General features: G+C 52.1%; 16 protein-coding genes and 1 tRNA gene. 13 read left to right on the forward strand and 4 right to left on the reverse strand.

Annotated elements, in window-relative coordinates; translation table 11 throughout:
* Nucleotides 1–164 precede the first annotated feature (164 nt).
* From DUE52_RS28765 to ruvC, 3 genes are all read right to left on the reverse strand, one after another.
* Nucleotides 165–458, reverse strand: a complete 294-nt coding sequence (locus DUE52_RS28765; protein ID WP_114409551.1) for a PAAR domain-containing contractile injection system baseplate protein — start codon at nt 456–458, stop codon at nt 165–167.
* Nucleotides 459–465: 7 nt separating this feature from the next.
* Nucleotides 466–666, reverse strand: coding sequence for a hypothetical protein (locus DUE52_RS32235; protein ID WP_133299972.1), 201 nt, complete (start codon nt 664–666; stop codon nt 466–468).
* A gap of 162 nt (nt 667–828) precedes the next feature.
* Nucleotides 829–1,428, reverse strand: a complete 600-nt coding sequence (ruvC, locus tag DUE52_RS28770; RefSeq protein ID WP_114409552.1) for a crossover junction endodeoxyribonuclease RuvC — start codon at nt 1,426–1,428, stop codon at nt 829–831.
* A gap of 32 nt (nt 1,429–1,460) precedes the next feature.
* Here ruvC and DUE52_RS28775 point away from each other — a divergent pair, with 32 nt between their 5' ends.
* From DUE52_RS28775 to DUE52_RS28815, 9 genes are all read left to right on the forward strand, one after another.
* Nucleotides 1,461–2,447, forward strand: a complete 987-nt coding sequence (locus DUE52_RS28775; RefSeq protein WP_114409553.1) for a lysylphosphatidylglycerol synthase transmembrane domain-containing protein — start codon at nt 1,461–1,463, stop codon at nt 2,445–2,447.
* Nucleotides 2,448–2,453: 6 nt separating this feature from the next.
* The gene (locus tag DUE52_RS28780; RefSeq protein ID WP_114409554.1) at nt 2,454–3,587 is read left to right on the forward strand and encodes a glycosyltransferase; all 1,134 of its coding nucleotides are present in this window, start codon (nt 2,454–2,456) and stop codon (nt 3,585–3,587) included.
* Between the two features lie 33 nt (nt 3,588–3,620).
* The gene (locus tag DUE52_RS28785) at nt 3,621–4,268 is read left to right on the forward strand and encodes a polysaccharide deacetylase family protein (RefSeq protein ID WP_114409555.1); all 648 of its coding nucleotides are present in this window, start codon (nt 3,621–3,623) and stop codon (nt 4,266–4,268) included.
* Complete coding sequence (locus DUE52_RS28790; RefSeq protein WP_114409556.1) at nt 4,265–5,257, forward strand: glycosyltransferase; 993 nt, start codon at nt 4,265–4,267, stop codon at nt 5,255–5,257. Before DUE52_RS28785 ends, DUE52_RS28790 begins: the two co-directional genes overlap by 4 nt.
* Nucleotides 5,254–6,033 (forward strand): TatD family hydrolase, encoded by a 780-nt coding sequence (locus DUE52_RS28795; protein ID WP_114409557.1) that lies wholly within the window; start codon nt 5,254–5,256, stop codon nt 6,031–6,033. The genes DUE52_RS28790 and DUE52_RS28795 overlap by 4 nt, the downstream gene beginning before the upstream one ends.
* Nucleotide 6,034: 1 nt before the next feature.
* The gene (locus DUE52_RS28800) at nt 6,035–7,102 is read left to right on the forward strand and encodes an asparaginase (protein WP_114409558.1); all 1,068 of its coding nucleotides are present in this window, start codon (nt 6,035–6,037) and stop codon (nt 7,100–7,102) included.
* 61 nt (nt 7,103–7,163) lie between these two features.
* Nucleotides 7,164–7,251 (forward strand) — tRNA-Ser (locus tag DUE52_RS28805).
* Nucleotides 7,252–7,733: 482 nt separating this feature from the next.
* The gene (locus DUE52_RS28810; protein ID WP_222930340.1) at nt 7,734–8,618 is read left to right on the forward strand and encodes a TolB-like translocation protein; all 885 of its coding nucleotides are present in this window, start codon (nt 7,734–7,736) and stop codon (nt 8,616–8,618) included.
* A gap of 498 nt (nt 8,619–9,116) precedes the next feature.
* The gene (locus DUE52_RS28815) at nt 9,117–9,899 is read left to right on the forward strand and encodes a M15 family metallopeptidase (protein ID WP_114409560.1); all 783 of its coding nucleotides are present in this window, start codon (nt 9,117–9,119) and stop codon (nt 9,897–9,899) included.
* Nucleotides 9,900–9,919: 20 nt separating this feature from the next.
* Here DUE52_RS28815 and DUE52_RS28820 read toward each other — a convergent pair whose 3' ends face one another.
* Nucleotides 9,920–11,362, reverse strand: a complete 1,443-nt coding sequence (locus tag DUE52_RS28820; protein WP_114409561.1) for an amidohydrolase — start codon at nt 11,360–11,362, stop codon at nt 9,920–9,922.
* A gap of 390 nt (nt 11,363–11,752) precedes the next feature.
* Between DUE52_RS28820 and DUE52_RS28825 the strand changes: the two genes are divergently transcribed.
* From DUE52_RS28825 to DUE52_RS28840, 4 genes are all read left to right on the forward strand, one after another.
* Entirely contained in the window at nt 11,753–14,596 is a 2,844-nt protein-coding gene (locus DUE52_RS28825; RefSeq protein WP_114409562.1) for a M14 family zinc carboxypeptidase, read from the forward strand.
* A 486-nt stretch (nt 14,597–15,082) separates the two neighbouring features.
* Complete coding sequence (locus DUE52_RS28830) at nt 15,083–15,748, forward strand: AAA family ATPase (RefSeq protein ID WP_114409563.1); 666 nt, start codon at nt 15,083–15,085, stop codon at nt 15,746–15,748.
* 49 nt (nt 15,749–15,797) lie between these two features.
* Complete coding sequence (locus DUE52_RS28835) at nt 15,798–16,118, forward strand: hypothetical protein (protein WP_133299973.1); 321 nt, start codon at nt 15,798–15,800, stop codon at nt 16,116–16,118.
* A gap of 834 nt (nt 16,119–16,952) precedes the next feature.
* Nucleotides 16,953–22,451 carry a polyketide synthase gene (locus DUE52_RS28840; protein ID WP_114409565.1) on the forward strand — a complete coding sequence of 1,833 codons (5,499 nt, stop codon included), beginning with the start codon at nt 16,953–16,955 and terminating at the stop codon, nt 22,449–22,451.
* Nucleotides 22,452–22,458 lie beyond the last annotated feature (7 nt).

Here is a 22,458-nt window from a genome sequence, read left to right on the forward strand (position 1 = left end):
CTTCAATGCCAAGATCAAAGCCTTCCGGGCTCAGTTCAGAGGGGTAAGAAACGTCGAGTTTTTCCTTTATCGATTAACGCAGTTATATGCTTAAACCAAGATGCTCCACAACTTTTGCTCTTGATCCGACGTAAGTCCTAAACGAAAACGAATTGGGAAGCGTTTTAACCGCCAATCAAGACGGTGGAGAGGCCGAGCACGATGGTGCCGCCGTGGGCCGTCGTATCGCCTACGCGGGCGGCTGGTTTTCCGGCAATCAAAACCGTTGCCGATCCTTTGATGATGGAATCCGGCGGGCCTGCGCAGGTACACAAATCACCGACACCGGCTGCGGGCTGGCCGCCAATCAGAACGACAGCCTGACCGGGCGGCAAAATGGGGCCACCCACGTGGGGTACGGTGCCCGTTACCATCGGGCAAACGTGCAGATCTCCGACCCGGGCGGCTGGCAATCCCATGGTGTGATTAAATCACTTTGATCAGTTTGAGAACCATGTATACACCACTGGGGCTGGCAGCGCCTTTTTTGTGGCTGAAGATGGTTTTGGAGTTGATGACGCCCAGATTTTTAGAACGCACCTGTTCCCGGCCCAGGGTGGTGAGCCCCAGTCCAACCAGCAGGTAAAAAGCGGCCAACATCAATCGATTTCTGAATAGCTTTTTCATCGTATCAGGTCAACTATTTGCTCCCCATTCCCTGAAAGACCAGGATCAAAACCGGTGGAGAGCGGACAATTCGTTTCGATGCCCAAAAGTACACGGTTGTTTGGAAAGAATAGTGCGTAGTTTCCCCTGTTTTGCGAAGTGAAAAGTACCTTTTTTACGCCATCAGGAAATGCGGCCGGGGTTTTCGTTGGCAAAAGCCGACCAGGCTCCTTTCTTCGACTTCTTACCCGTCGATTTTGTTCCCGGCAGCGCATTTTTGTGGAAATGGTGGCAAATCGCAATCGCCAGGGCATCGGTCGCGTCGAAAAACTCGGGGTTCAGTTCGGCATGCAACAGGTGTCCAACCATGTGGGAGACCTGCTCTTTGGACGCGTTGCCATTGCCCGTCACCGACTGCTTCACCTTCCGGGGGGAATATTCCACGATCGGAATGCCGCGTGACAGCGCAGCGGCCATAGCCACTCCCTGCGCGCGCCCCAGTTTCAGCATCGCCTGGACATTTTTTCCAAAAAATGGATCTTCAATCGCCATTTCATCGGGCAGGTGTTCCTCGATGAGCTGAATCATGCGATCAAAGAGTTTCTTCAATTTCAGTTCGTGGGTGCTATATTTGCTCAGGTGAATGACGCCGTATTGCAGCATACTCATCTGGTCTTTCTGGATTCGGATGACGCCATAACCCGCAATCTGCGTTCCGGGATCGACCCCCAGAATAATTTTGTCGTACGCTTCAAGTTCGGTAGCAGCAAGTGGAATGGGCATGGAAGGTCGTACGGATTTTTAGCAAGGAAACTATGCAAAGTAACGGGTTCGTCCCTCAAAGAACATATTCCAGGACCAAAAAAATCGTTTTTTGGTCGAAAATCGGCATTCTTACCCTGATCGTCAGTTACATCGGTATTACCCTGAATCGCCAGCAACACGACCTGCAATCCGTCTTCACCTACTGGAAAACCGCCAACTGGCTCAGCATTCCGGCTTTGCTGTTGCTATTGCTCACGCCCGCCAACTGGCTGCTCGAAGCCCTGAAATGGAAAATCCTGGTTCAACGGGTCGAACCCATTACGGTAAAAGAAGCGACCCAGGGCGTGCTGGCCGGTCTGGCAATGGGGTTTGCCCTGCCCGCCCAACTGGGCGACACCGCTGGCCGGCTGCTGTCGCTCCGCTCCGACCAACGCTGGCAGGGCATCGGTGCGGCTCTTGTTTCGGGCGGAATGCAGTTTCTGGCCGCCGTCTTTTTCGGAACCATCGCTCTGTTCGTCCAGCTTCAGTTCGAGACGGAAGCGTGGCCCGTTGCGCAGGGCGTGCTGTTCTGGCTCCTGGTGCTGACGATGGGGCTGGCGGTTTTGGCGGCCCGGCAGCGGCACCGCCTGGTTCATCTGCCCATTCGCTGGCTGCAACGCTGGGAAAAATACTGGTCGGTCGCTTCCTATTATACAACGACAGAATTGGTCCTGGCTTTCAGTGCGGCCTCGCTCCGCTACCTGACTTTCTCGCTGCAATTTTATTTTGCCTTGCTCATTTTCGGCATTCAGTTACCGCTTCGGGAAACCGCTACGGGGATCGGGCTGGTGTATCTGGGAAAAACGATTATTCCGGCCTTTAACCTGCTCAGTGATCTGGGTGTTCGGGAAGCTACATCCATGTGGGTGTTCGGCCAATGGCAGGTTCCGGCTCCGCAAATTCTGTCGGCGACGCTCACGCTCTGGTTGTTCAATATTCTGGCTCCGGTGTTGGTCGGGCTGTTTTGGGTCTGGAAACTAAAGCTATCAACGAACTGACCGACAATGGTTTACACTCTTCTTTTTATTTCTATCAGTTACGCTTTCTTCACGCTTATTCTGGCCGTTACCTGGTGGCGGATGACCGTGTTTACGGTTCCCGCAATGTCCCAAAACGCCAGTTCACCCCGAATCAGTGTCATCATTCCGGTTCGCAACGAAGAACATACCTTGCCCCTGCTGCTTCGTGATTTGCAAAACCAGACCTATTCTCCCGACGGTTTTGAAGTCATTGTCGCGGACGACTCATCAACGGATAACACGCTGAAAATCACGCAGTCGCTGGTTGGACAGATGCCGTATTCCCTCCGTCCGCTGCCACTGGCCAACGAACCGACCACGTCGCCGAAAAAACGGGCGATTCGGCAAAGCATCGCGATGGCCACCGGCGATCTGATTGTAACGACCGACGGCGACTGCCGCATTGGACCAAAGTGGCTCGAAACGATTGCGGCTTTTTACCAGCAAACCGGCGCCCAACTCATCAGTGGCCCGATCAGTTTCAACACCGATCATTCCGCTTTTGGCAACCTGCAAACCGTTGAAAGCAGCAGCCTCATCGGTGCAGGGGCCTGCACGATGGCGCTGGGCTTTCCGACGATGTGCAACGGAGCCAATCTGACTTACGAAAAACGGGCTTTTGAAGCCGTAGACGGTTTTGACGGCATCGACCATGTGGCTTCCGGCGACGATGAACTGCTCATGCACAAGATTGCCAGCCGCTATCCAGCGGGCGTAAAATTCCTGAAAAGCCCGGATGCGATTGTCCACACTGCTCCGCAGCCGACGCTGGGAGCATTCTACCACCAGCGGAAGCGGTGGGCCAGCAAATGGCGCGCGTACCAGAGTGTGTTGCCGTCGGTTTTGGCGGTTTTTATCTTTGCCAGCAACCTGGCGTTGCCCGTCGCCCTGCTCGCTTATGGCTTCGGGAATCTGTCGGCGCCCCAACTTATCGGTATCGTGGCCTTGAAAGCTGTGCCGGAGTGGCTATTTTTGGGCTCCGTATTGGTGTTCCTGAAAAAAAAGCCGGTACTTTTCTGGATTCCGGTCACGCAACTAGTTTATCCGTTGTACGTGGTATTTTTCGGGCTGGCGGCTCAACAAAAGGGATTCCGCTGGAAAGACCGGACGTTGCGTTAATCCCACCAAAAACCGCATCAGCGAACTGATTCTATGTTTTTACATAAAACAAATTTTCTGCTTCGGGCCCTCTACCCCCGGTTTGAGTGGCGCGTTCCGACTCAGGAGAAGGTGATTTACCTGACGTTTGACGACGGCCCTATCCCGGACGTCACCGAATTTGTGCTGGAAACGCTGCAAAACCACCAGGCCAAAGCGACGTTTTTCTGCATTGGCGACAACGTCAAAAAGCATCCCGGGATTTTTCAGCAGGTACACCAGGCAGGCCATTCCATTGGCAATCACACCTTTAACCATTTGAATGGTTGGAAAACCGAGGACGAACCGTATCTGGAAAATGTTCGACAGTGTCAGCAGCAGTTGGACCTGCCAACCCGGCTTTTTCGTCCGCCCTACGGCCGTATGAAACGCAGCCAGGGGCACGAAGTCCTCAAAACGCATGATGTCATCATGTGGGATGTGCTGACGGGCGATTTTTCGCTGTCGCTGCAGCCGGAAGTGGTTTTGCAGAAAACGCTGAAATACACCGAACCCGGTTCCATCATCCTGTTTCACGACAGCCTGAAAGCCTGGCCCCGCATGAGTTACGCCCTTCCGCGGGTCCTGTCCCATTTTTCAGAACGGGGGTATCGCTTTGACGGTTTACCCCAAACGTCCGGTTTCAGGACTTTGGTGGCGTGAATATCGACGTCAGCATTCTGATTGCCGCCCGCAATGAGGAGGACACGATTCTCCGCTGTCTTCAGGCCGTCGGGCAACTTCGGTATCCGCCGGATCGCTACGAAGTGCTGATTGGCAATGACCAGTCGGAAGACCAAACCGGGGAACTGGTGGCCGGTTTTATTCGCAACAAACCGCAATACCGTCTTTTTACCATCAAGGGAAAAATAGGAAAACAGGCCGGAAAAGCCAATGTGCTGGCGCAGTTAGCCCAACACGCGCAGGGCCGGATTCTGTTGTTTACCGACGCCGATTGCGAAGTTTCGCCCGACTGGCTTTCCGGGATGCTACAACCGTTTGAACAGGAACGACTCGGGATTTTGACGGGCTGCACGCAGATTGTCGGACAAACGGTTTTTCAGAAACTACAGGCCGTCGACTGGTTTTATGGTCAGTACCTGATCAAGCAATTGACCGATCTGAACATTCCGGTGACGGCAATGGGCAACAACATGGCGGTGCGTCGAACGGCTTACGATGCGGTGGGCGGGTACGAAAATCTGCCTTTTTCGGTGGTGGAAGATTACCAACTGTTTACGGAGATTGTTCATCACGGTTTTTCGTTTGGTAACCTTTTCCATCGGGAAGTCCTGGCAACCACATTGCCGTTACCGGATTGGCGAAGCTGGTTGCACCAACGAAAACGCTGGATGGTCGGGGCGTTGCAGTTACCGCCGTACTTCATCGTTCTTTTTCTCCTGCAATTGCTTTTTTATCCCTTGCTGATCGTTCTGGCGTTCTGGTTTCCGACCGCAGCGGCAACGATCTGGCTGATTAAGTTTGTTACCCAGACGGCCCAGTTGCTCTGGATTCTGAACCGGTTTCGCCGGTGGGACCTGTTACCGTATTTGATCGGCTTCGAGTTTTATCTGCACATCGGCTATTTTATTTCACTGATTTATTATTGGTTACCCACGAAGCTGGTCTGGAAAGGCCGAACGTATTCATGATCGACACCCACGCCCATATTTACGATTTACAGTTTGAGAACAAGGAAGCCATGCTGTCGGCGGCTGAAGCCCAGGGCGTTGCCCAAATCTGGATGCCCAATTGCGCCACCGAAACCATCGACGCCATGATGGCCCTGGCCGGGCGGTTTCCCGACCGTTGTCTGCCCATGATGGGACTGCACCCCTGCTATGTTACTGAAACCGTCGAGGACGAACTGGCGACCGTCGAAAGTTGGCTAAACCGCTATCCATTTTTTGCCATCGGCGAAATTGGTCTGGATTTTTATTGGGATCTGACCCACGTCGACCGCCAGTTTGAAGCCTTCACGGTTCAGTTGCAATGGGCCTCGCAGCGAAATTTGCCGATTTCCATTCACAGCCGTTCTGCCGCTAATGGCGGTCGAAATGCCTTTGCCGAAGCCGCCGATCTCATCGAAAAACTGGCTTTGCCCAACCTGAACGGCATTTTCCACTGTTTTGTCGGAACCGTTGAGGAAGCGCACCGCGCCATTGAACTGGGTTTCAAATTGGGTATCGGTGGCGTTTCGACTTTTAAAAATGGCGGTTTGGATAAAGTGCTTCCGTTCATCGACCTGGAGCATCTGGTGCTCGAAACCGATGCGCCGTATCTGGCTCCCGTCCCCTACCGGGGCAAACGAAACGAACCGGCGTACCTAAAGCTGATTGCCCAGCGGGTCGCCGATTTGAAGCAGATTCCGCTCGCCCAGGTCGATGCGCAAACCACCAAAAATGCCCAACAGCTTTTGATCCGCTAACATGTATCGCACCATTCATATCAATCCGGTCATGCCCGGTCAGTCCCGTTCTTCGGTTTTGGTCATCTACACTGGCGGCACGCTGGGCATGGTTTACGACCGCCAGAATGATCAGCTCGTCCCGTTCGATTTTGAGCAGATTCTGGATCGGGTTCCCGAAATCCGGCGGCTCGATTTTGAAGTAACGGTCATTGTGCTGAGCGAACTGATCGACTCTTCGAATATGAAACCGGGAAACTGGATTCATCTGGCCCGCATCATTCGGGACAACTACGATGCTTACGACAGTTTTGTCATCCTGCACGGAACGGACACGATGGCCTACACGGCCTCAGCCCTCAGCTTTTTGCTCGAAGGATTGAACAAACCGGTGATTCTGACGGGCGCGCAACTGCCCATTGGTGTGGCCCGGTCGGATGCACGGGAAAATTTTATTACGGCGATGGAAATTGCCGCTGCGCAGGAAAACGATCGGCCGATGGTGCCGGAAGTCTGTATCTACTTCAATTCGATGCTGCTCCGGGGAAACCGGGCGAAGAAAAAGGAAAGCGTGCATTTCAACGCGTTTCATTCCGAAAACTACCCACATCTGGCGATGGCCGGCGTCAACATCGAATACAATACGCCGTTTATTCGCCCCTATGTACCGGAATCAAAGCTGACGGTTTACGAGGAAATGGACACGAACGTGGTGGTTCTGCCGTTGTTTCCCGGCATCAACCACCAGATTATCAGCGCCATTCTGGGCATTCCGGGTTTAAAAGGGCTGGTACTGGAAAGTTACGGTTCCGGAAATGCCCCCACGGAAACCTGGTTTCTGAATGCGCTGGAAAGTGCCATCGAACGCGGTTTGGTCATTTTCAACGTTTCCCAGTGCGACGGCGGCCGGGTGACGCAGGGCCGGTATCAAACCAGCAAAGCCCTGGACCGCATCGGTGTGTTGAGCGGCAGCGACAGTACCGTCGAAGCCGCGATCACCAAATTGATGTTCCTGCTCGCCAACGAGCCGGACCCGGACCGGCTGAAAAAACGCCTGGTTACGCCGATTTGTGGAGAAATGAGCCTGTAAGGATCAAAAACCGGTTGTAAGTTTCAGGAATTACCCGCATCTTTGCATCCCGTTTCGACCCAGAGAGATGTCCGAGTGGTTGAAGGAGCACGCCTGGAAAGTGTGTATACGTCTAAAGCGTATCGCGGGTTCGAATCCCGCTCTCTCTGCGAAAATAACCCACTCATTCTGAGCGGGTTATTTTATTTTACGACCACCTGAATTTGCTACCGGATTGTTTGGCTATCAATTCGGATAATGTCTGCTGTGATTTTGCGAATCTGACTCTGGCAGGTTTCGGTTGGCAGTTCAATTTTTCTCCCAAAATTGACAGGATCATTCCCAAATTGGACAGCTTTGATCCAGAGGGGCCCGTACTTTTAGCCTATACATTAGGTTAATGAATTGGAAAGTCATTGTCTGGTTAGGCAGTGACTTTTTTGTTGGTACAATCGTTCTAATTTTACGATTCACAAAGTCTGTTCAATACCGCACAAAATGTGTGATAACGAACCGATATCGCTGCTTACCATTTCAGCAATCTATTGTATTTTAACCACTTAGTATATGGTATGATTTTCGATATAATTCGATTTAACAAGATTATTTTCACCTAAAACCCTAACCCCATATGACTTATTTCCGGACTGTAATGGCCCTAATCCTCATTTTATCGGGTTCCTTACAAGCGCAGACGACTGCGTCGTATTTGAATCAGAATCCGCCCGGCAGGACACCCATCTTATTTGCCCCGGATGTGGTTTCATTGAAAGATCATTACGAATACGGGTCGGTTTTTTCGAGCGATGGTACGGAATTTTATTACGCGGTTATTATCAATAAGAAGCCACAAATTCGGTGCATACGGTTTGAAAACAATACCTGGACCGCGCCGAAAACCGTCATGGGCAGCGATCAATACGAGTACAATGATCCTTTTCTGTCGCCGGATGAAAAGCGGTTGTATTTTATTTCGGATCGGGCGAACGACGGACAGGGTGAGAAGAAGGATTTTGACATCTGGTATATCGAGCGAAAGAAAGACGGTTGGTCGGCAGTGCCGGTGAATGCCGGACCGGGCATCAATACCAGCAAAAATGAGTATTACATGTCCTTCACGAAAGCAGGTACGATGTACTTTTCGTCGAATGGCGGCACGGATCAATCTACCGATAACAACTATGACATCCGGTTTTCCCGGTATGCCAGGGGGAAATTTCAGCCTTCCCAGCCCTTACCTCCTGGCGTCAATACCGCACATTACGAAGCCGATGTTTTCGTGTCACCGGATGAGCAATACCTCATTTTCTGCGCCGAGCGACCGGAAGGGTTTGGAAAAGGCGATTTATACATCAGCTTCAAAAGCAAAACCGGTGAGTGGCAAAAAGCAAAAAACATGGGTTCTGTAATCAATACCGATGCCTATGAGTTTTGCCCCTTCATGACCAGCGATGGCAAATACCTGTTCTTTTCCCGAGACGGCGATATTTTTTGGGTGGAAACAGCGGTAATCGACGGATTGAAGGATGCGCGTTGACTCTTCGGTTAAGATTAAATTCACTCTACAGCCAGAATAAAAATAGATTGATTCAGGATAGTCGAGAACACAAAGAATCCGAAGGATGCGCTCGACAGCGGTGTTCAAAGCGTAAAAGCAGGGATCTTTACCGTTTGCTAAATACAAGGCATAATCCTTTAAAAAGTTTTTGTACGTTTAGTCATGATCATCAAACGATCAGGAATTATGAAGTACCTAAGTGGTCATTATTCCGCTTATAATAGTTTAAAATACCGTGAATAAAAGAAAAAATCAGATACCGGTTAACTACAGCTACCTTATTGTTGGTAATTTTTAACGTATACCGTAAAACTGTTCATTCCTCTTAAAAGGAGCTGCATTTACTCAACGTTATTTTTACTTCATTCCTTTTCGGTACACTATTGCTGACTACGCACGTCCAAACCGGGCCATTTTCCATCTACATGGAATCCCATTTGCAAAAAAGTATATTTCTTCTTCCAACGCACCGTACCCATGCAAGTTCTCAAACAAAACAGCAAAGGAGCCGACGTTAAAAAATGGCAATTATTCCTGATCGGGCAGGGTTTTGAACTCGGTGTGGCCGATGGTAAGTTTGGCCTGCGGACGCACGAAGCGACGGTGGCTTTCCAAAAGAAAAATAACCTGCTGGACGATGGCGTTGTCGGCAACAAAACCGTCGGTGTTGCCATGCAACTGGGCTTCCCGGTTTTGACCAACCCCGACCCGGCGAAAGAAGGCCCCAACTGGCCGCTGAAACCCGATTTCTCCCCACTAGCTGGCATTGCCGCCCGTCAGGCCCTGTTCGGGAAGTTTAAATTTGCGGCTGCGCCCGTTCCCGGAAACCCGGAAAACATCAAGATTCTGGACGACTGGGAATCTAAAAACATTGTCAAAGTGACCATTCCGCAACTGATCGGAAAAACCGGTGCCCCTGCCAGTGGCACCATTCGATTCCACCATCTGGCTACTCCCCAACTGGTGTCTATGTGGGCCGAATGGGAGAACGAGGGCTTGCTCGATCTGGTGTTGAGCTATGCCGGGTCGTTCGTCCCCCGCTTCGTTCGCGGTAGTCGCACCGAATTGAGCAACCACGCTTTCGGTACGGCTTTCGACATCAACGTACCCCAGAACATGCTTTCGACCATGCCCGCGCTCGTCGGGAAAAAAGGGAGTGTGCGCGAACTGGTGCCGATTGCCAACAAACATGGTTTCTACTGGGGCGGCCACTTCACCCGGCTCGATGGCATGCACTTCGAAGTGGCCAGGGTGATGTAAGAACCAACACTCTCCAGACGTTATTTCCGGTAATCCAGCGGTGGTTTCCGATCCCCGGCCAGCGATTTATACACAAATCCTTCGCCCCGCGCTTTGATTAGTTCAACTTTAGCCTGCTCGATGACAGCCGGTTGCTGAAAAAGATCGATGGCCGTCAGCGAAATAGTTTTGGCCGCCACCAACATGCCTTTGAAACCGATCGACATGCCGTCGCAGGCCACCGCCTGCCAGCTATGCGCCGGAACGCCCGGCACCCAGGTAGCCGCCGACAGTCCGACCGTTGGCAGCACCCAACTGACATCCCCGACATCCGTGGACGCCGAACCTACGCCATTCAGGGCATACGGCTGAATGTCGGAAGCGCGACTTAAGGGCGGCAGACTTTCCGAATTGACGGTTTTCCGGATTTTGTTGGCAAATTCCGTTTCGGCGGGCGTATACTTGTTACCCCCCACCTGCTCCAGATTCTTTTGCATCAGTTTCGCCAGGGTTTCATTCGGCAGCAGATTATAGAGCCCCGCCATCACTTCGTGGGTCATCGTCGTTTCGGTGCCGAGCGCAGCCGCCTGAGCGGTTTTCATCAACCGCGCCCAGACTTCTTCCAGGCCTTTTGCCGACGGGTGACGAATGGTGTATTCCACCTCGGCGTAGTCGGGAACGATGTTGGACGTCAGACCGCCCTTCTTGATGACGTAGTGAATCCGGGTGCTGGACGTCACGTGTTCGCGCATCATGTTGACCATGTAGTTCATCGCTTCGACGGCATCGAGGGCCGACCGGCCTTTTTCGGGAGCAGCCGCAGCGTGGGCCGCCAGTCCGTTGAACTGAAACGTGGCGACGCGGTAGGCCAGAGAGGACGACGGACTCGCGCTGTTGTTATCGCCCGGATGCCAGTGCAAAACCGCATCGACTTTATCGAATAGACCCGCCTTCACCAGATACGTTTTACCACCGCCCGCGCCTTCTTCGGCCGGGGTGCCGACCAACTGAATCGTACCGGATTTGCCGGACTGCTGCAGGTAGTTTTTGGCCGCAATGGCCGCAGCCACCGAACCTACCCCGAACAGATTGTGCCCACAGGCATGACCATAGGCATTCGGCACGAGCGGTTTGCGAACCGGCACGGAATCCTGTGACAAACCCGGCAGGGCATCCATTTCGGCCAGGATGCTGATCACCGGTGCGCCTTTCCCGAAACTGGCAACGAATGCCGTGGGCATATCCGCCACGCCCGTCGTGATGCTGAAACCCTGATCCTGTAGTTCTTTTTGAAGCAGTTTACTGGTCTCATTTTCCATGTAACCGGGTTCAGCCAGTTCCCAGATTCGCTGCGCGAGAGCCGAATAATGGGAATATTGTTTGTCTAATTGAGAAATTGCCGCAGCTTTTTCTTTTTGAGCGAGTACAGTTTGCCCAAATAATACGACCACCAACAGCGCAAATACTGGCTTTACCTGAAACATAAATAGAAATTTTAGACGTAAAATTTGGAAATATTGCTAAAAATCAAAATTATCAATTGAATTAGGCTCAATATAAACGGTTGCGGTAACAATGGCAACAATTCCATTCCTGCCTCAGCCACCTCCAGAGGGTTTTAGGGGCATTCTGGACCTGCCTTTTTTCACTTTCAATTCAAACCGGGCATTTTCAATAGAAGAATGACAAAAAATCATTGCACTATTTACCTATTACTTTATATTATTCTGCAAAACTTAAACTTAATATAATTAAATTCTGCATAATCTTGAAATCGCAGGCTTTGCTTGCCATATTTAACGGCTATTTTACAATTGCTCTCCTCCATCTCTACGTCCTTTTTAAATTCCTTCCATGCGTTTAACCCTACTTGTATGAAATGCCCCAGATCGCTCCCTTTGATTCTGCTGATTGGTTTGGCAGTTACCTCTTTCAAAACCGCCCTGCGCGCCCAGTCGATTGATGAGACGTATAACCAGAAGATCAGGGAGTACACAACCGACCCCAAATTCTTACCGTCTTCGGTGCTCAACCTGGTCGATGACCCGAAGATCACCTCGCCCCGTAAGCATTTCGGCCAGATTATCGGCACACCCGGTATTCTTCATCACACGAAAGAGATTTACGCGTATTACCAGAAACTGACCCAGCTCTCGCCGAATATCACAATGCAACAGGTGGGAACCAGTGAGGAAGGTCGCCCGATTCACCTCATTGCCATTGGCAGCGAGGATGCCATGAAACGGCTCGATCATTACAAAAAACAACTCGCAACCCTGGCCGATCCCCGCAAAGTGGGCAGTCAGGATGTCAGCAAAATCATTGGCGACTCGAAGCTGGTGTATTACCTGAACGGCGGTTTACACTCTCCCGAAATGGGCTCGCCGGAAATGCTGATGGAACTGGCATACCGGCTCATTACCGGCCCATCGGAAGAAATCAAGGCGGTTCGGGACAACATCATTGTGCTGATCAACCCGGTTTCGGAACCCGACGGCTGGGACAAGCAGGTGGACTGGTATAACCGCTACAGCAAAAACCGCAAAGAGTTTGACGACGGTTTTCCGCGCGTGCCGTACTGGGGAAAATATACCTACCACGACAACAACCGCGACGGCTTGCAGGTCTCGCAGGAGTTGACGAAAGCGATTTTTAAAATCTATTACGACTGGCACCCCACGGCCATGCTCGACCTGCACGAGTCAGTGCCGCTCCTCTACATCTCGACCGGAACCGGGCCTTACAACGAAACGATCGATCCAATTACGATTGGCGAATGGCAGATTATGGCCAACCACGAAATCACGAGTCTGGCGGCTCAGGGGCTGCCGGGCGTGTTCGACTGGGCATTTTACGACGGCTGGTATCCCGGTTATGCCCTCTGGATTGCCAACAACCACAACTCCATCGGGCGGTTTTACGAAACCTTCGGCAATGGCGGGGCAACGACGTATCTGCGCGATCTTTCCAACCAGAAATACGCCGGTGATCCGGCTACAAGCAAGGAATGGTATCGTCCCAATCCACCTACCGAAAAAGTCTACTGGTCGTATCGGAACGGGATCAATTACATGCAGGCCGGGGTTTTGGCCGCGCTTTCGTATGCCGCCGACAACAGCAAACAGTTGCTGAAAAACTTCTACCAGAAGGGCGTCAACAACATCCGGAAAGGCATGGAAGAGTCGCCCAGGGCGTTTGTGATTCCGAAAAGCCAGCGCGACCCGGTGATGGCGACCTACCTGGTCAACCAACTCCGGGCGCAGGGCATTGAAGTTCACAAGGCCGAAACCGGCACCAACCAGGGCGATTATGTGGTGCTGCTGAACCAGCCGTATCGCAACCTGGCGGTGTCGTTACTGACCAAGCAGAACTACCCGAAAGAGGCCAAATTTCCGCCCTACGATGACATTGCCTGGACACTGGGCTATCTGTATGGCGTGGAGGTAAAGGCCGAAGACAGTGTGAAATACGTCATGAACGACCTGAAAATGTTGCAGGCCGACGCGAAGTATGCCGGTAGTCTGGCGGGTGAAGGCGCGAATTACGTCCTGCATTACAAAGCGCAGAATACCGTGTTACCGGCTCTGTACTGGCTCAAGGCACAGAACAAAAATGCCAAAGTGGTGGTGCTGGACGAGAAGCTTGCCTTGTCGGGCATCAGGGATACGCTGTCGGCCGGGTCGCTGGTGATAAAAGGTGCAACAGCCGATCAGGTGAAGAAAATGATGGCGCAGTTTGGGCTGGACTTACAACAGACGGCCGCCAATCCGACCGGCAAACAGCACGAAGTCAGTTTGCCGCGCGTGGCCATTTACCACAGTTGGTTCAACACGCAGGATGAAGGCTGGGCGCGGTTTACGTTCGACCAACGCGGTATTCCGTATACGTCGATCAACAAAGATCATTTGAAAGCCGGTGAATTGCGGAAGAAGTTCGACGTCATTCTGATTCCGCGGATGCGCGGTACGGCCAGCAATTTCATTCACGAACTGGACAAGAAATTTGGCCCGCTGCCCTACACCAAAACCGCCGAATTTCCGTCGCACGGTTTTCCCGATGCCACGGCGGATATGACCGGCGGCCCCGGTTTCGACGGGGTCAATCACCTCAAATTGTTCGTCGAAGCTGGTGGTGTGCTGGTGACGCTGGATAATACGTCGTCGATGATTGCCGAAGCCGGAATTGCCCGCGAACTCCGACCCGCCGAAGTACCGGGACTGTTCCACCCCGGTTCGGTGGTGCAGGTGAAAGTTCGCAAGGCCGACAGCCCGGTTCTGTACGGTTTTCCGGAAACGTTCCCGATTTTCCGGGGCATTGCTCCGCTGTTGCAGACCGACAAATACGACCGCGATATGATGTTACTTCAATATGGCACCAAGCCGTTGAAAGATGAGGTCGAATACAAAGGCCCGATCATGGGAATGCCCAACCGGAAACCGGTGAAAGAACCGGAAACCAAAACCGCTCCGAAAGAAACGCCCTATGTCATTTCGGGCATGGTGCGGAACGAGCAGGTGATTATCGGTCACGGCACGGTTTTCAATGTTCCGGTGGGTTCCGGGCGGGTCATTGCATTCACGTTCGATCCCCTGCACCGGTATTTGAACCACCACGATGCGCCGATGGTCTGGAATACCCTTATCAACTGGAATCACCTGCAATCCGGAACGGCAGAAACCGCTGCGGCTGGTGCAGGAAATGGGGCGACGGGGAAATAAGAGGGGAATTTTAAATTTCAAATGATGAATGTTGAAGGTAAAGCGTCCGGATGTAATGCCGTCACCTATGACGACTCCCGGCCACTCTCCTGTTTACCAAAAATCAGTCCTGATTTTACACATGCAAAAGGCCGGCTCCGGACAGGGTCGGCTTTTTGCATAAGCAAGATTGAATTTATATCCCTAAGTTGTACACTACCTATATTTCGTTTTAATATCTTTATAATCAAAGGATTAACCATCTAATTCAACACTAATTCAAGCAGCAATTAATACATCATATTTAACGTTAAAAATAACGGTATTTCTTACCAGCTATTCATGTAACCTACCCCATTAACAGAATAAGTCAAACAGCCAATCGACGGTAGCCGCAACGTTTACAACGGATAGCCCCATCCTGCATTTGACGTTAAATAAGACGTTTTTTATAAGGTGATTCTTTACAGTATATTTGACGTTTTAATCAACGTTAACCGGAATAGTATGATTTTTACTTTAGGCGGAATCAAGGGGGGAAGCGGGAAGTCTACCATTGCTACGAACCTTACCGTATGGTTGTCCAAACAGGGTTTTGATGTGTTGCTGGTGGATGCCGATGAACAGCAAACAGCCACCAAATTCACCAAATGGCGGGAAGTGAACACCGACGGAAACAGCGGTTATACCGCAACGGTTTTGACCGGTGATGCCGTCCGTCAGCAAGTGGCAAAATTCAAACCCAAGTTCGATCACATTGTCATCGACTCCGGGGGCCGCGATACGATGAGCCAGCGGGCGGCCCTGTTCGTGTCGGATGCGCTGCTGGTTCCTTTTAACCCGCGCAGTTTCGATTTGTGGACCATCGCCGACGTCGAGACGCTGGTGAAAGAAGTCCGTGCGCTGAAACCCACCGACCTTCACGCGTTTGCCCTTCTGAACCGGGCCGATCCGAAAGGCACCGACAACAAAGACTCGGCGGAGTTGCTCCAGGAAAGCAGCGTCATCGAATACGTGGGGCCGCCCATCGTTTCACGCAAGAGTTTTGCCAATGCCTCCAGCAATGGTCTTGGCGTCATCGAAAACCAGCCTGCCGACCAGAAAGCCATTCACGAAATCACTATGGTTTTCAAGATAATCATGGAAAAATTAGGCGCAGAAATAAACGTCTGAAATAACGTTGAAATATACGTTATTTTTAACCTCTAAAAAAACGTCTTTTATGGCCATATCGAAAGCACCGGAGCCGCCAAAACCGGAACAAACAACCCGAAAAGTATCCGAGAAAAAGATCCAGCAATTCATTAGCCAGGGGGGCAGTCCAACCGCAAAAAACCGCATGGGTCAGGACGAACCGGAGGAGATGAAGAGTATTAAACTCATTATGACTGCCACCGAAATGGAGACCATCAAACAACTCCGAGACAAACGCCCCCGGAGCCGCAGCCGGAAAATTACGATCTCCGTTCACGACTGGGTGATTGAAGCTATTCAGGAAAAGATCGAACGCGAAAAGAAGAAGTATAATTTGACGTCATTTTAGATGTCTTTTTTAGCGTTGAGAACGACGTTATTTTTGGGATTAAAACAACGTCATTCTCAACGCTAAGTTTACGGTTATACCATACAGGCCAGTAAATTTCTGATAGTTTCAGGCGGCTTTAAGCCGCTCGGCCCAGTTCGCCTGGCACAAAATGAGATCGCCATTTGCTAGTTTTATAAGCCCTCCATCCTCTGCCTTCCTCGCTGCTGCTCTCGCCCAAAAGCAAAAAAGATCGATTTCCAGGCGCCTGCCTGATCAGATGTTATAGCTAACCATCGCTTGATAGCTTCCTTTTTCGGGTGAATTCATCGTATGACGGGCTTGTTAAGATTTCTGCCAGATTTAATAGGATTAAACCAAAGGCGAAAGGTTGATACCGTGTTGGAGCGGTCTTTTGTAGTGCACTCCTCCGTGACCTTATGTCTGGTATTTATTTAGAATTTGCAGAGGTCGACCGTGATTGTTATGAGGAAAAATACTTAATTTGTTGAAAATAATTTACAAGTAATCGTGCGAATTATTTTAATTACTATTTAATTTGCATTCTCATCGTTTTTTTAATAGATGAAACCATGCAATCTGCTTAAGATTGCCACCATCGTACCGTCTTACTTGAGAAAAAGTCTTTTTTTAATACAAGCACATCGCATGTCACAACAAACCCAAGGGTTTGTATGTGCATCTCATTTCCGTACTACTATTTAACGATTAAAAGGTTTATTCGGGATTATATCCGTTCACGTTACTGTCTTTTTCGCAATACTAAAAAGTACGATTGTACCTTCATCCGGGACGAATTCTGTACATTCCTGAACGTTTTAAAATCAATATTGAATGGAACGATATGATACTGATACCATCGAGATTGTTTTACAGCAACAGGCTGGCATCCGGCAGGCAATCGTACTAAAGCGGAAAAATCAACTAGTTCAGACAACGTTAGTTGCTTACCTGATTGCCACCGAAACGGAGCTGGAAACCTCCGCCTTTCGGTCTGCTTTGGCACAGCATTTACCCGATTCTATGATTCCTTCCCATTTTATCTGGCTGAAAGATTTCCCCCGAACCAGCACGGGAGAAATTGACAAATCGGCTTTGCCAATCCCTGATTTTATGATTCCATTTCCAGAAAATAAAACTGTGGTAACCTTATTTCGTGAACAGGTCGAAAGAACGCCGGATAAGGTAGCCATGACTTTTAATGATAAACAAATAACGTATCAACAACTGGATGATAAATCCAGTCAACTGGCTAATTATCTCAAAAAAAAGAACATAAAAGCCGGAACCCTCGTCCCCATCTGCCTGAATCGCTCGCTGGAGTTGCTTGTGGGGATTCTGGGGATTCTGAAGGCCGGCGGGGCCTATGTACCTATCGATCCGGAATACCCGCAGGACCGGGTCGCCTACATGCTTTCCGACAGTGATAGCTGTCTGGCAGTTACGGATGTTCCCGCCAGTGTTCTACTGAAGGGCCGGGAAAAATTGGAACCGGTGTTTATCGATCGGGACTGGGAACTGATTGCCCGGGAGTCGACCCAGCCCCCTTCCGATGCGTTCACGCCCCAGGATCTGGCCTACGTCCTCTACACCTCAGGCTCCACCGGCAAACCCAAAGGCGTGCTTATCGAGCACCACAACCTTGTGAATTTCCTCTGGAGCATGATCGATAAGCCCGGCATCACGCCCAGCGATACCATTCTGGCGGTTACCACCATTTCGTTCGACATTGCCGGCCTCGATCTGTTCCTGCCGCTGATCGTGGGAGCCTCCGTCCGACTGACTGACCTGGCTACCTCCCGCGATGGCCGGGCGTTACTCAACCTGATTGAGAACCACAACATCACCATCATGCAGGCCACCCCGTTCACCTGGCGGATGATGCTCGATTCGGGCTGGAAAAAATCCCTGCCACTGAAAGTCCTCTGCGGGGGCGAACCAATGGCGCAAGACCTGGTGGAAAAGCTCACCGGCAAAGCGGCTGAAATATGGAACTTGTACGGACCTACGGAAACAACGGTTTGGGCCACTGTGAAACAAATCCGGCTGGGCGAAACGATCACCGTGGGCCGTCCCATCCACAACGCCCTGGTCTACATCCTGGATGAACAGCAACAACCGGTAGCGGCCGGCGAGGTCGGGGAATTGTGGATTGGAGGGGCTGGCGTCGCCCGGGGCTATCTGAACCGTCCCGAGTTGACGCAGGAACGCTTTGTGGCCGATCCGTTTGCCGGAACACCAGGAGGGCGAATGTACGGCACGGGTGATCTGGGGCGGTTTCTGGAGAACGGCGAGATCCTCTGCCTGGGACGCATCGATCATCAGGTAAAAATCAGAGGCTATCGGATTGAACTCGGCGAGATTGACAACGTCCTGCATCAGTTTCCCGGCGTCAAACAGTGTGTCGTCGATGCCAAGGAAGGACCGGGCGGAGACAAACGACTGATCGGATACATTATTCCCGAAGGCGAATTTAATAAACAGGAAGCGATCCAGTTTTTGCAATCCAAATTGCCGGACTACATGGTTCCGCAATTGTTGATGGAACTGGCCGAAATTCCGTTGACCAGCAACGGCAAGGTCGACCGCAAGGCGTTACCCAACCCCGATGCCTCCGAACTCCTAACGAGGGAATTCATATCGCCGGGCACGAAAGTTGAAAACAACCTGGTGGACCTCTGGAAAGAACTCCTGAAGGTAAGCCACGTCAGCATTCAGGATAACTTTTTCGAGTTAGGCGGCAATTCGTTTCTGGCATTGCGGATGGTGCTCAGCCTGAAAGAAAAGTATGCTTATGAGTTGCCCGTTACGACCATCTATCAATACCCGACGGTGGCCGGGTTGGCCGGTTTTCTGGAAGGTAAAAAAGGAAATTCCGCCCCAAAACGAAAGACCGTAAACCGGTCGGGCAGTACGGGTGACATCGCCGTCATTGGCATGGCCGGGCGTTTTCCCGGCGCCAATACGATTGAAGAGTTGTGGACGGTTTTGAAGGAAGGCCGGGAAACCATTTCCTTTTTTACCGACGAAGAACTGGACCAATCGTTGCCCGCCGAACTGACGCAGGACGAAAACTACGTGAAAGCCCGGGGCGTCGTTTCAGGTGCCAGTCAGTTCGACCCCCGCTTTTTTGGCCTGAATCCGAAACTGGTAGAACTCATGGATCCCCAGCAACGGATTTTCCTTGAAATTGCCTGGGAGGCCCTGGAACATGGCGGTTATTTACCCCAAAAATATGACGGATTGATTGGGGTTTATGCGGGCTGTGGCAACAACACCTATTACTACAACCATGTGCTGACCAATCCATTCCTGATGAATCAGGTCGGTAGCTATCAGGTGATGACCGCGAATGAAAAAGATTACATCGCCACCCGGACGGCCTACCAACTGAATTTGACGGGGCCGGCGGTCAGCGTTCATTCCGCCTGTTCAACGTCCCTGTTGGCGATCGCGCAGGCCGTCGACAGCCTTCGCAACGGCCAGTGTGATGTTGCTTTAGCAGGCGGGTCCAGTATTCGGGCTCCGTTGAACAGTGGTCATCTCTACGAAGAAGGGTCCATTTACAGCCGCGACGGGCATTGCCGCTCGTTCGATTCGGATGCGCAGGGTACGGTTTTCAGCGATGGTGCAGGCGTGGTGTTGTTGAAAAATGCCGAAGCCGCCCGACAGGATGGGGACACCATCTACGCCATCATCAAAGGAACCGGTGTCAACAACGATGGAAGCGGCAAGGGAAGTTTTACGGCCCCCAGTGCCGAAGGACAGGCGGGGGCCATCCGAATGGCGATCGACGATGCCCGCATCGATCCGGCGACCATCAGCTACATTGAAGCCCACGGAACGGCCACCCCAATTGGCGATCCCATCGAAATTGAAGGATTAAAAATGGCTTTCGGGAATCAGGTTCCCACCCAATATTGCGCCATCGGTTCCATCAAAAGCAACATGGGGCACCTGGACGCTGCCGCCGGGGTTGCCGGATTTATCAAAACGACCCTGGCACTGCATCACAAACAGATCCCGGCCACGCTCCATTTCTCGACGCCAAATCCGGCCATTGATTTTGCCAACAGCCCGTTTTTTGTCAACACCGGGTTTGGGGCCTGGCCAGCGTCGGTTTCAAATCCTGATCAACCCCGCCGGGCGGGTGTTAGCTCTTTTGGAGTGGGTGGAACGAATGTTCATATCGTATTGGAGGAGTTTGTCAGTGACGTTCCAGTGCCCGCTACCGATCCGGCAGAACCGCAACGCCCGGTTCAATTGATTACCTGGTCGGCCAAATCGACGGCCAGCCGGGACGCGTATGGGCCGTTTCTGGCAGCGCACCTGCAGCAAAACCGGGCCTTGAATTTGGCGGATGTGGCGTATACCCTGCAAACCGCCCGGGCCGATTTTAACCACCGGCGATTTGTAACCGCTACGTCAACGGAGGCACTGGTCGGGCAATTAAAAAATGAAAATATCCCGGCATCGAGCCAGAAAACGCTGCAGGAACCACCGGGCGATGTGGTCTTTCTTTTTCCGGGCCAGGGCGCGCAATATCTCAACATGGGCCGCGACCTGTATGAGAACGAGCCGGTTTACAAACAGGCCGTAGACCACTGTGCCGACCTGCTTGGGGAACACCTGGGAGTCGATATCCGCCAGGTTCTTTTTCCCGACGAAACCAACCGCGAATCGGAAGAACGACTCAAAAATACGCGGTTTACGCAGCCCGCCATTTTTGTCACCGAATATGCCCTGGCGAGGGTATGGCTGAGTTGGGGCATCGAACCCACGGTTTTCTGTGGCCACAGCATTGGTGAATTTGTCGGTGCCCATCTGGCCGGTATTTTTTCGCTGGAAGATGCCATCCGGCTGATTGCGGTTCGCGGCCGGTTGGTGAGCGAACTTCCTGCGGGCAGTATGCTTTCGGTACGGGCCGGCGCGGAGCAGATGACCGCCCTGATGCCCGAAACGTTATCCGTGGCGGCTTTCAACAGCCATTCCCTGTGTGTTGTTGCCGGTGAAGATGAAGAAATCGCCTGCTTTGCCAAACTCCTGGATCAAAAAGAAATACCGAATCGGGTGCTGGCAACGAGCCACGCTTTTCACTCAAGCATGATGGATTCGGTCGTTCCCGTCTTTGAAAAAACCGTTCAGCAGGTTCGTTTACACCATCCCCGAAAACCGGTTATCTCGACCGTGAGCGGCACCTGGTTGACGGATGCGCAGGCGACGGACCCGGCCTACTGGGCCACCCACCTGCGCCTGCCCGTGCGCTTCGCCGATGCCCTGGACTCTGTTTTTGAATTGAACCGGCCGGTTCTGCTGGAAGTGGGCCCCGGCAGCGGCTTGACAACCCTGGCCCGCCAGCAGGCAGGTTCCAAACCGGCCGCACTGGCCACCAGCCTGGACCGAAAAGGCGTGTCAACCGATTATCAGGCGTTGCTAAATGGTCTGGGTCAGGTGTGGCTCCACGGCCTGGAACCCGACTGGGATGCTTTCTACCGCCATCAAAACCGGGCAAAAGCAGACCTGCCCACGTACGCTTTCGATCGAAAACGGTATTGGGTCGATCCACCAAAACCGGCTGCGTCCGCGATCAGTCCATCGCTGGTTTCGGGGGAGCAATCGCAACTGACGGCCAACCGGCCTGAGGTCGCCCGGCCCCAAACCACCAGCCGCAAAGAGGTTCTTCTCCAAATCGTGCGGGAAAAGCTGAAAAACGCATCCGGCATTGCGGTGGACCAGATGCGACCGGAACTGAGCTTCTATGAAATTGGGCTCGATTCGCTGCTGCTGACCCAGATCTCCTCTACCCTGAAAAAAGAGTTTGGATTGCCCATTACATTCCGCCAACTGAACGAGGAATACAGCACACTGAATGGCCTGGTTTCTTACCTCGACCGGGACTTGCCCGCGGGAGCCTACGAGCCGCAGCCGCCCGCCCGGGAACCCCAAACCGCCTTGGCTCCCTCCCATCCGGGAACTCCCGTCGTGAGTCCCGATCCGGCCCTGGCTCAGATGGCCAGGCAGTTGCAGCTACTGACCGAAAAAATTGAGTCCCTGCAAAATACCCTTCAGAACCTGCCATCCCTGGCAACTCAGGCCGTGCTTCCGGGCCTGAACGGAGCCGGTAAAGCCAATTCCGTCACTCCCCCGGAAGCGGTCTTGGAAAGGCCGAAATCCGTACTGAAAATGCCCCGATCCGATCGGGCTGTCCCGGACTATGCGTTTACCGAACCGCCCGTTCCGGGAGCCCGTCTGGGCAAAGACCGGGATGGAAATCCAGCGTGGTTCATTTCAGATCCCGAGAAACCCGGGAGCTATTTACAGATCATACTCTAACCAGAAT

The organism is Larkinella punicea (assembly GCF_003334855.1).
Lineage (GTDB): Bacteria > Bacteroidota > Bacteroidia > Cytophagales > Spirosomataceae > Larkinella > Larkinella punicea.

Coding starts and splice junctions, on each gene's coding strand:
- DUE52_RS28765 (WP_114409551.1), bottom strand. CDS start 458: ATGGGATTGCCAGCCGCCCGGGTCGGAGATCTGCACGTTTGCCCGATG.
- DUE52_RS32235 (WP_133299972.1), bottom strand. CDS start 666: ATGAAAAAGCTATTCAGAAATCGATTGATGTTGGCCGCTTTTTACCTG.
- ruvC (WP_114409552.1), bottom strand. CDS start 1,428: ATGCCCATTCCACTTGCTGCTACCGAACTTGAAGCGTACGACAAAATT.
- DUE52_RS28775 (WP_114409553.1), top strand. CDS start 1,461: ATGCAAAGTAACGGGTTCGTCCCTCAAAGAACATATTCCAGGACCAAA.
- DUE52_RS28780 (WP_114409554.1), top strand. CDS start 2,454: ATGGTTTACACTCTTCTTTTTATTTCTATCAGTTACGCTTTCTTCACG.
- DUE52_RS28785 (WP_114409555.1), top strand. CDS start 3,621: ATGTTTTTACATAAAACAAATTTTCTGCTTCGGGCCCTCTACCCCCGG.
- DUE52_RS28795 (WP_114409557.1), top strand. CDS start 5,254: ATGATCGACACCCACGCCCATATTTACGATTTACAGTTTGAGAACAAG.
- DUE52_RS28800 (WP_114409558.1), top strand. CDS start 6,035: ATGTATCGCACCATTCATATCAATCCGGTCATGCCCGGTCAGTCCCGT.
- DUE52_RS28810 (WP_222930340.1), top strand. CDS start 7,734: ATGGCCCTAATCCTCATTTTATCGGGTTCCTTACAAGCGCAGACGACT.
- DUE52_RS28815 (WP_114409560.1), top strand. CDS start 9,117: ATGCAAGTTCTCAAACAAAACAGCAAAGGAGCCGACGTTAAAAAATGG.
- DUE52_RS28820 (WP_114409561.1), bottom strand. CDS start 11,362: ATGTTTCAGGTAAAGCCAGTATTTGCGCTGTTGGTGGTCGTATTATTT.
- DUE52_RS28825 (WP_114409562.1), top strand. CDS start 11,753: ATGAAATGCCCCAGATCGCTCCCTTTGATTCTGCTGATTGGTTTGGCA.
- DUE52_RS28830 (WP_114409563.1), top strand. CDS start 15,083: ATGATTTTTACTTTAGGCGGAATCAAGGGGGGAAGCGGGAAGTCTACC.
- DUE52_RS28835 (WP_133299973.1), top strand. CDS start 15,798: ATGGCCATATCGAAAGCACCGGAGCCGCCAAAACCGGAACAAACAACC.
- DUE52_RS28840 (WP_114409565.1), top strand. CDS start 16,953: ATGGAACGATATGATACTGATACCATCGAGATTGTTTTACAGCAACAG.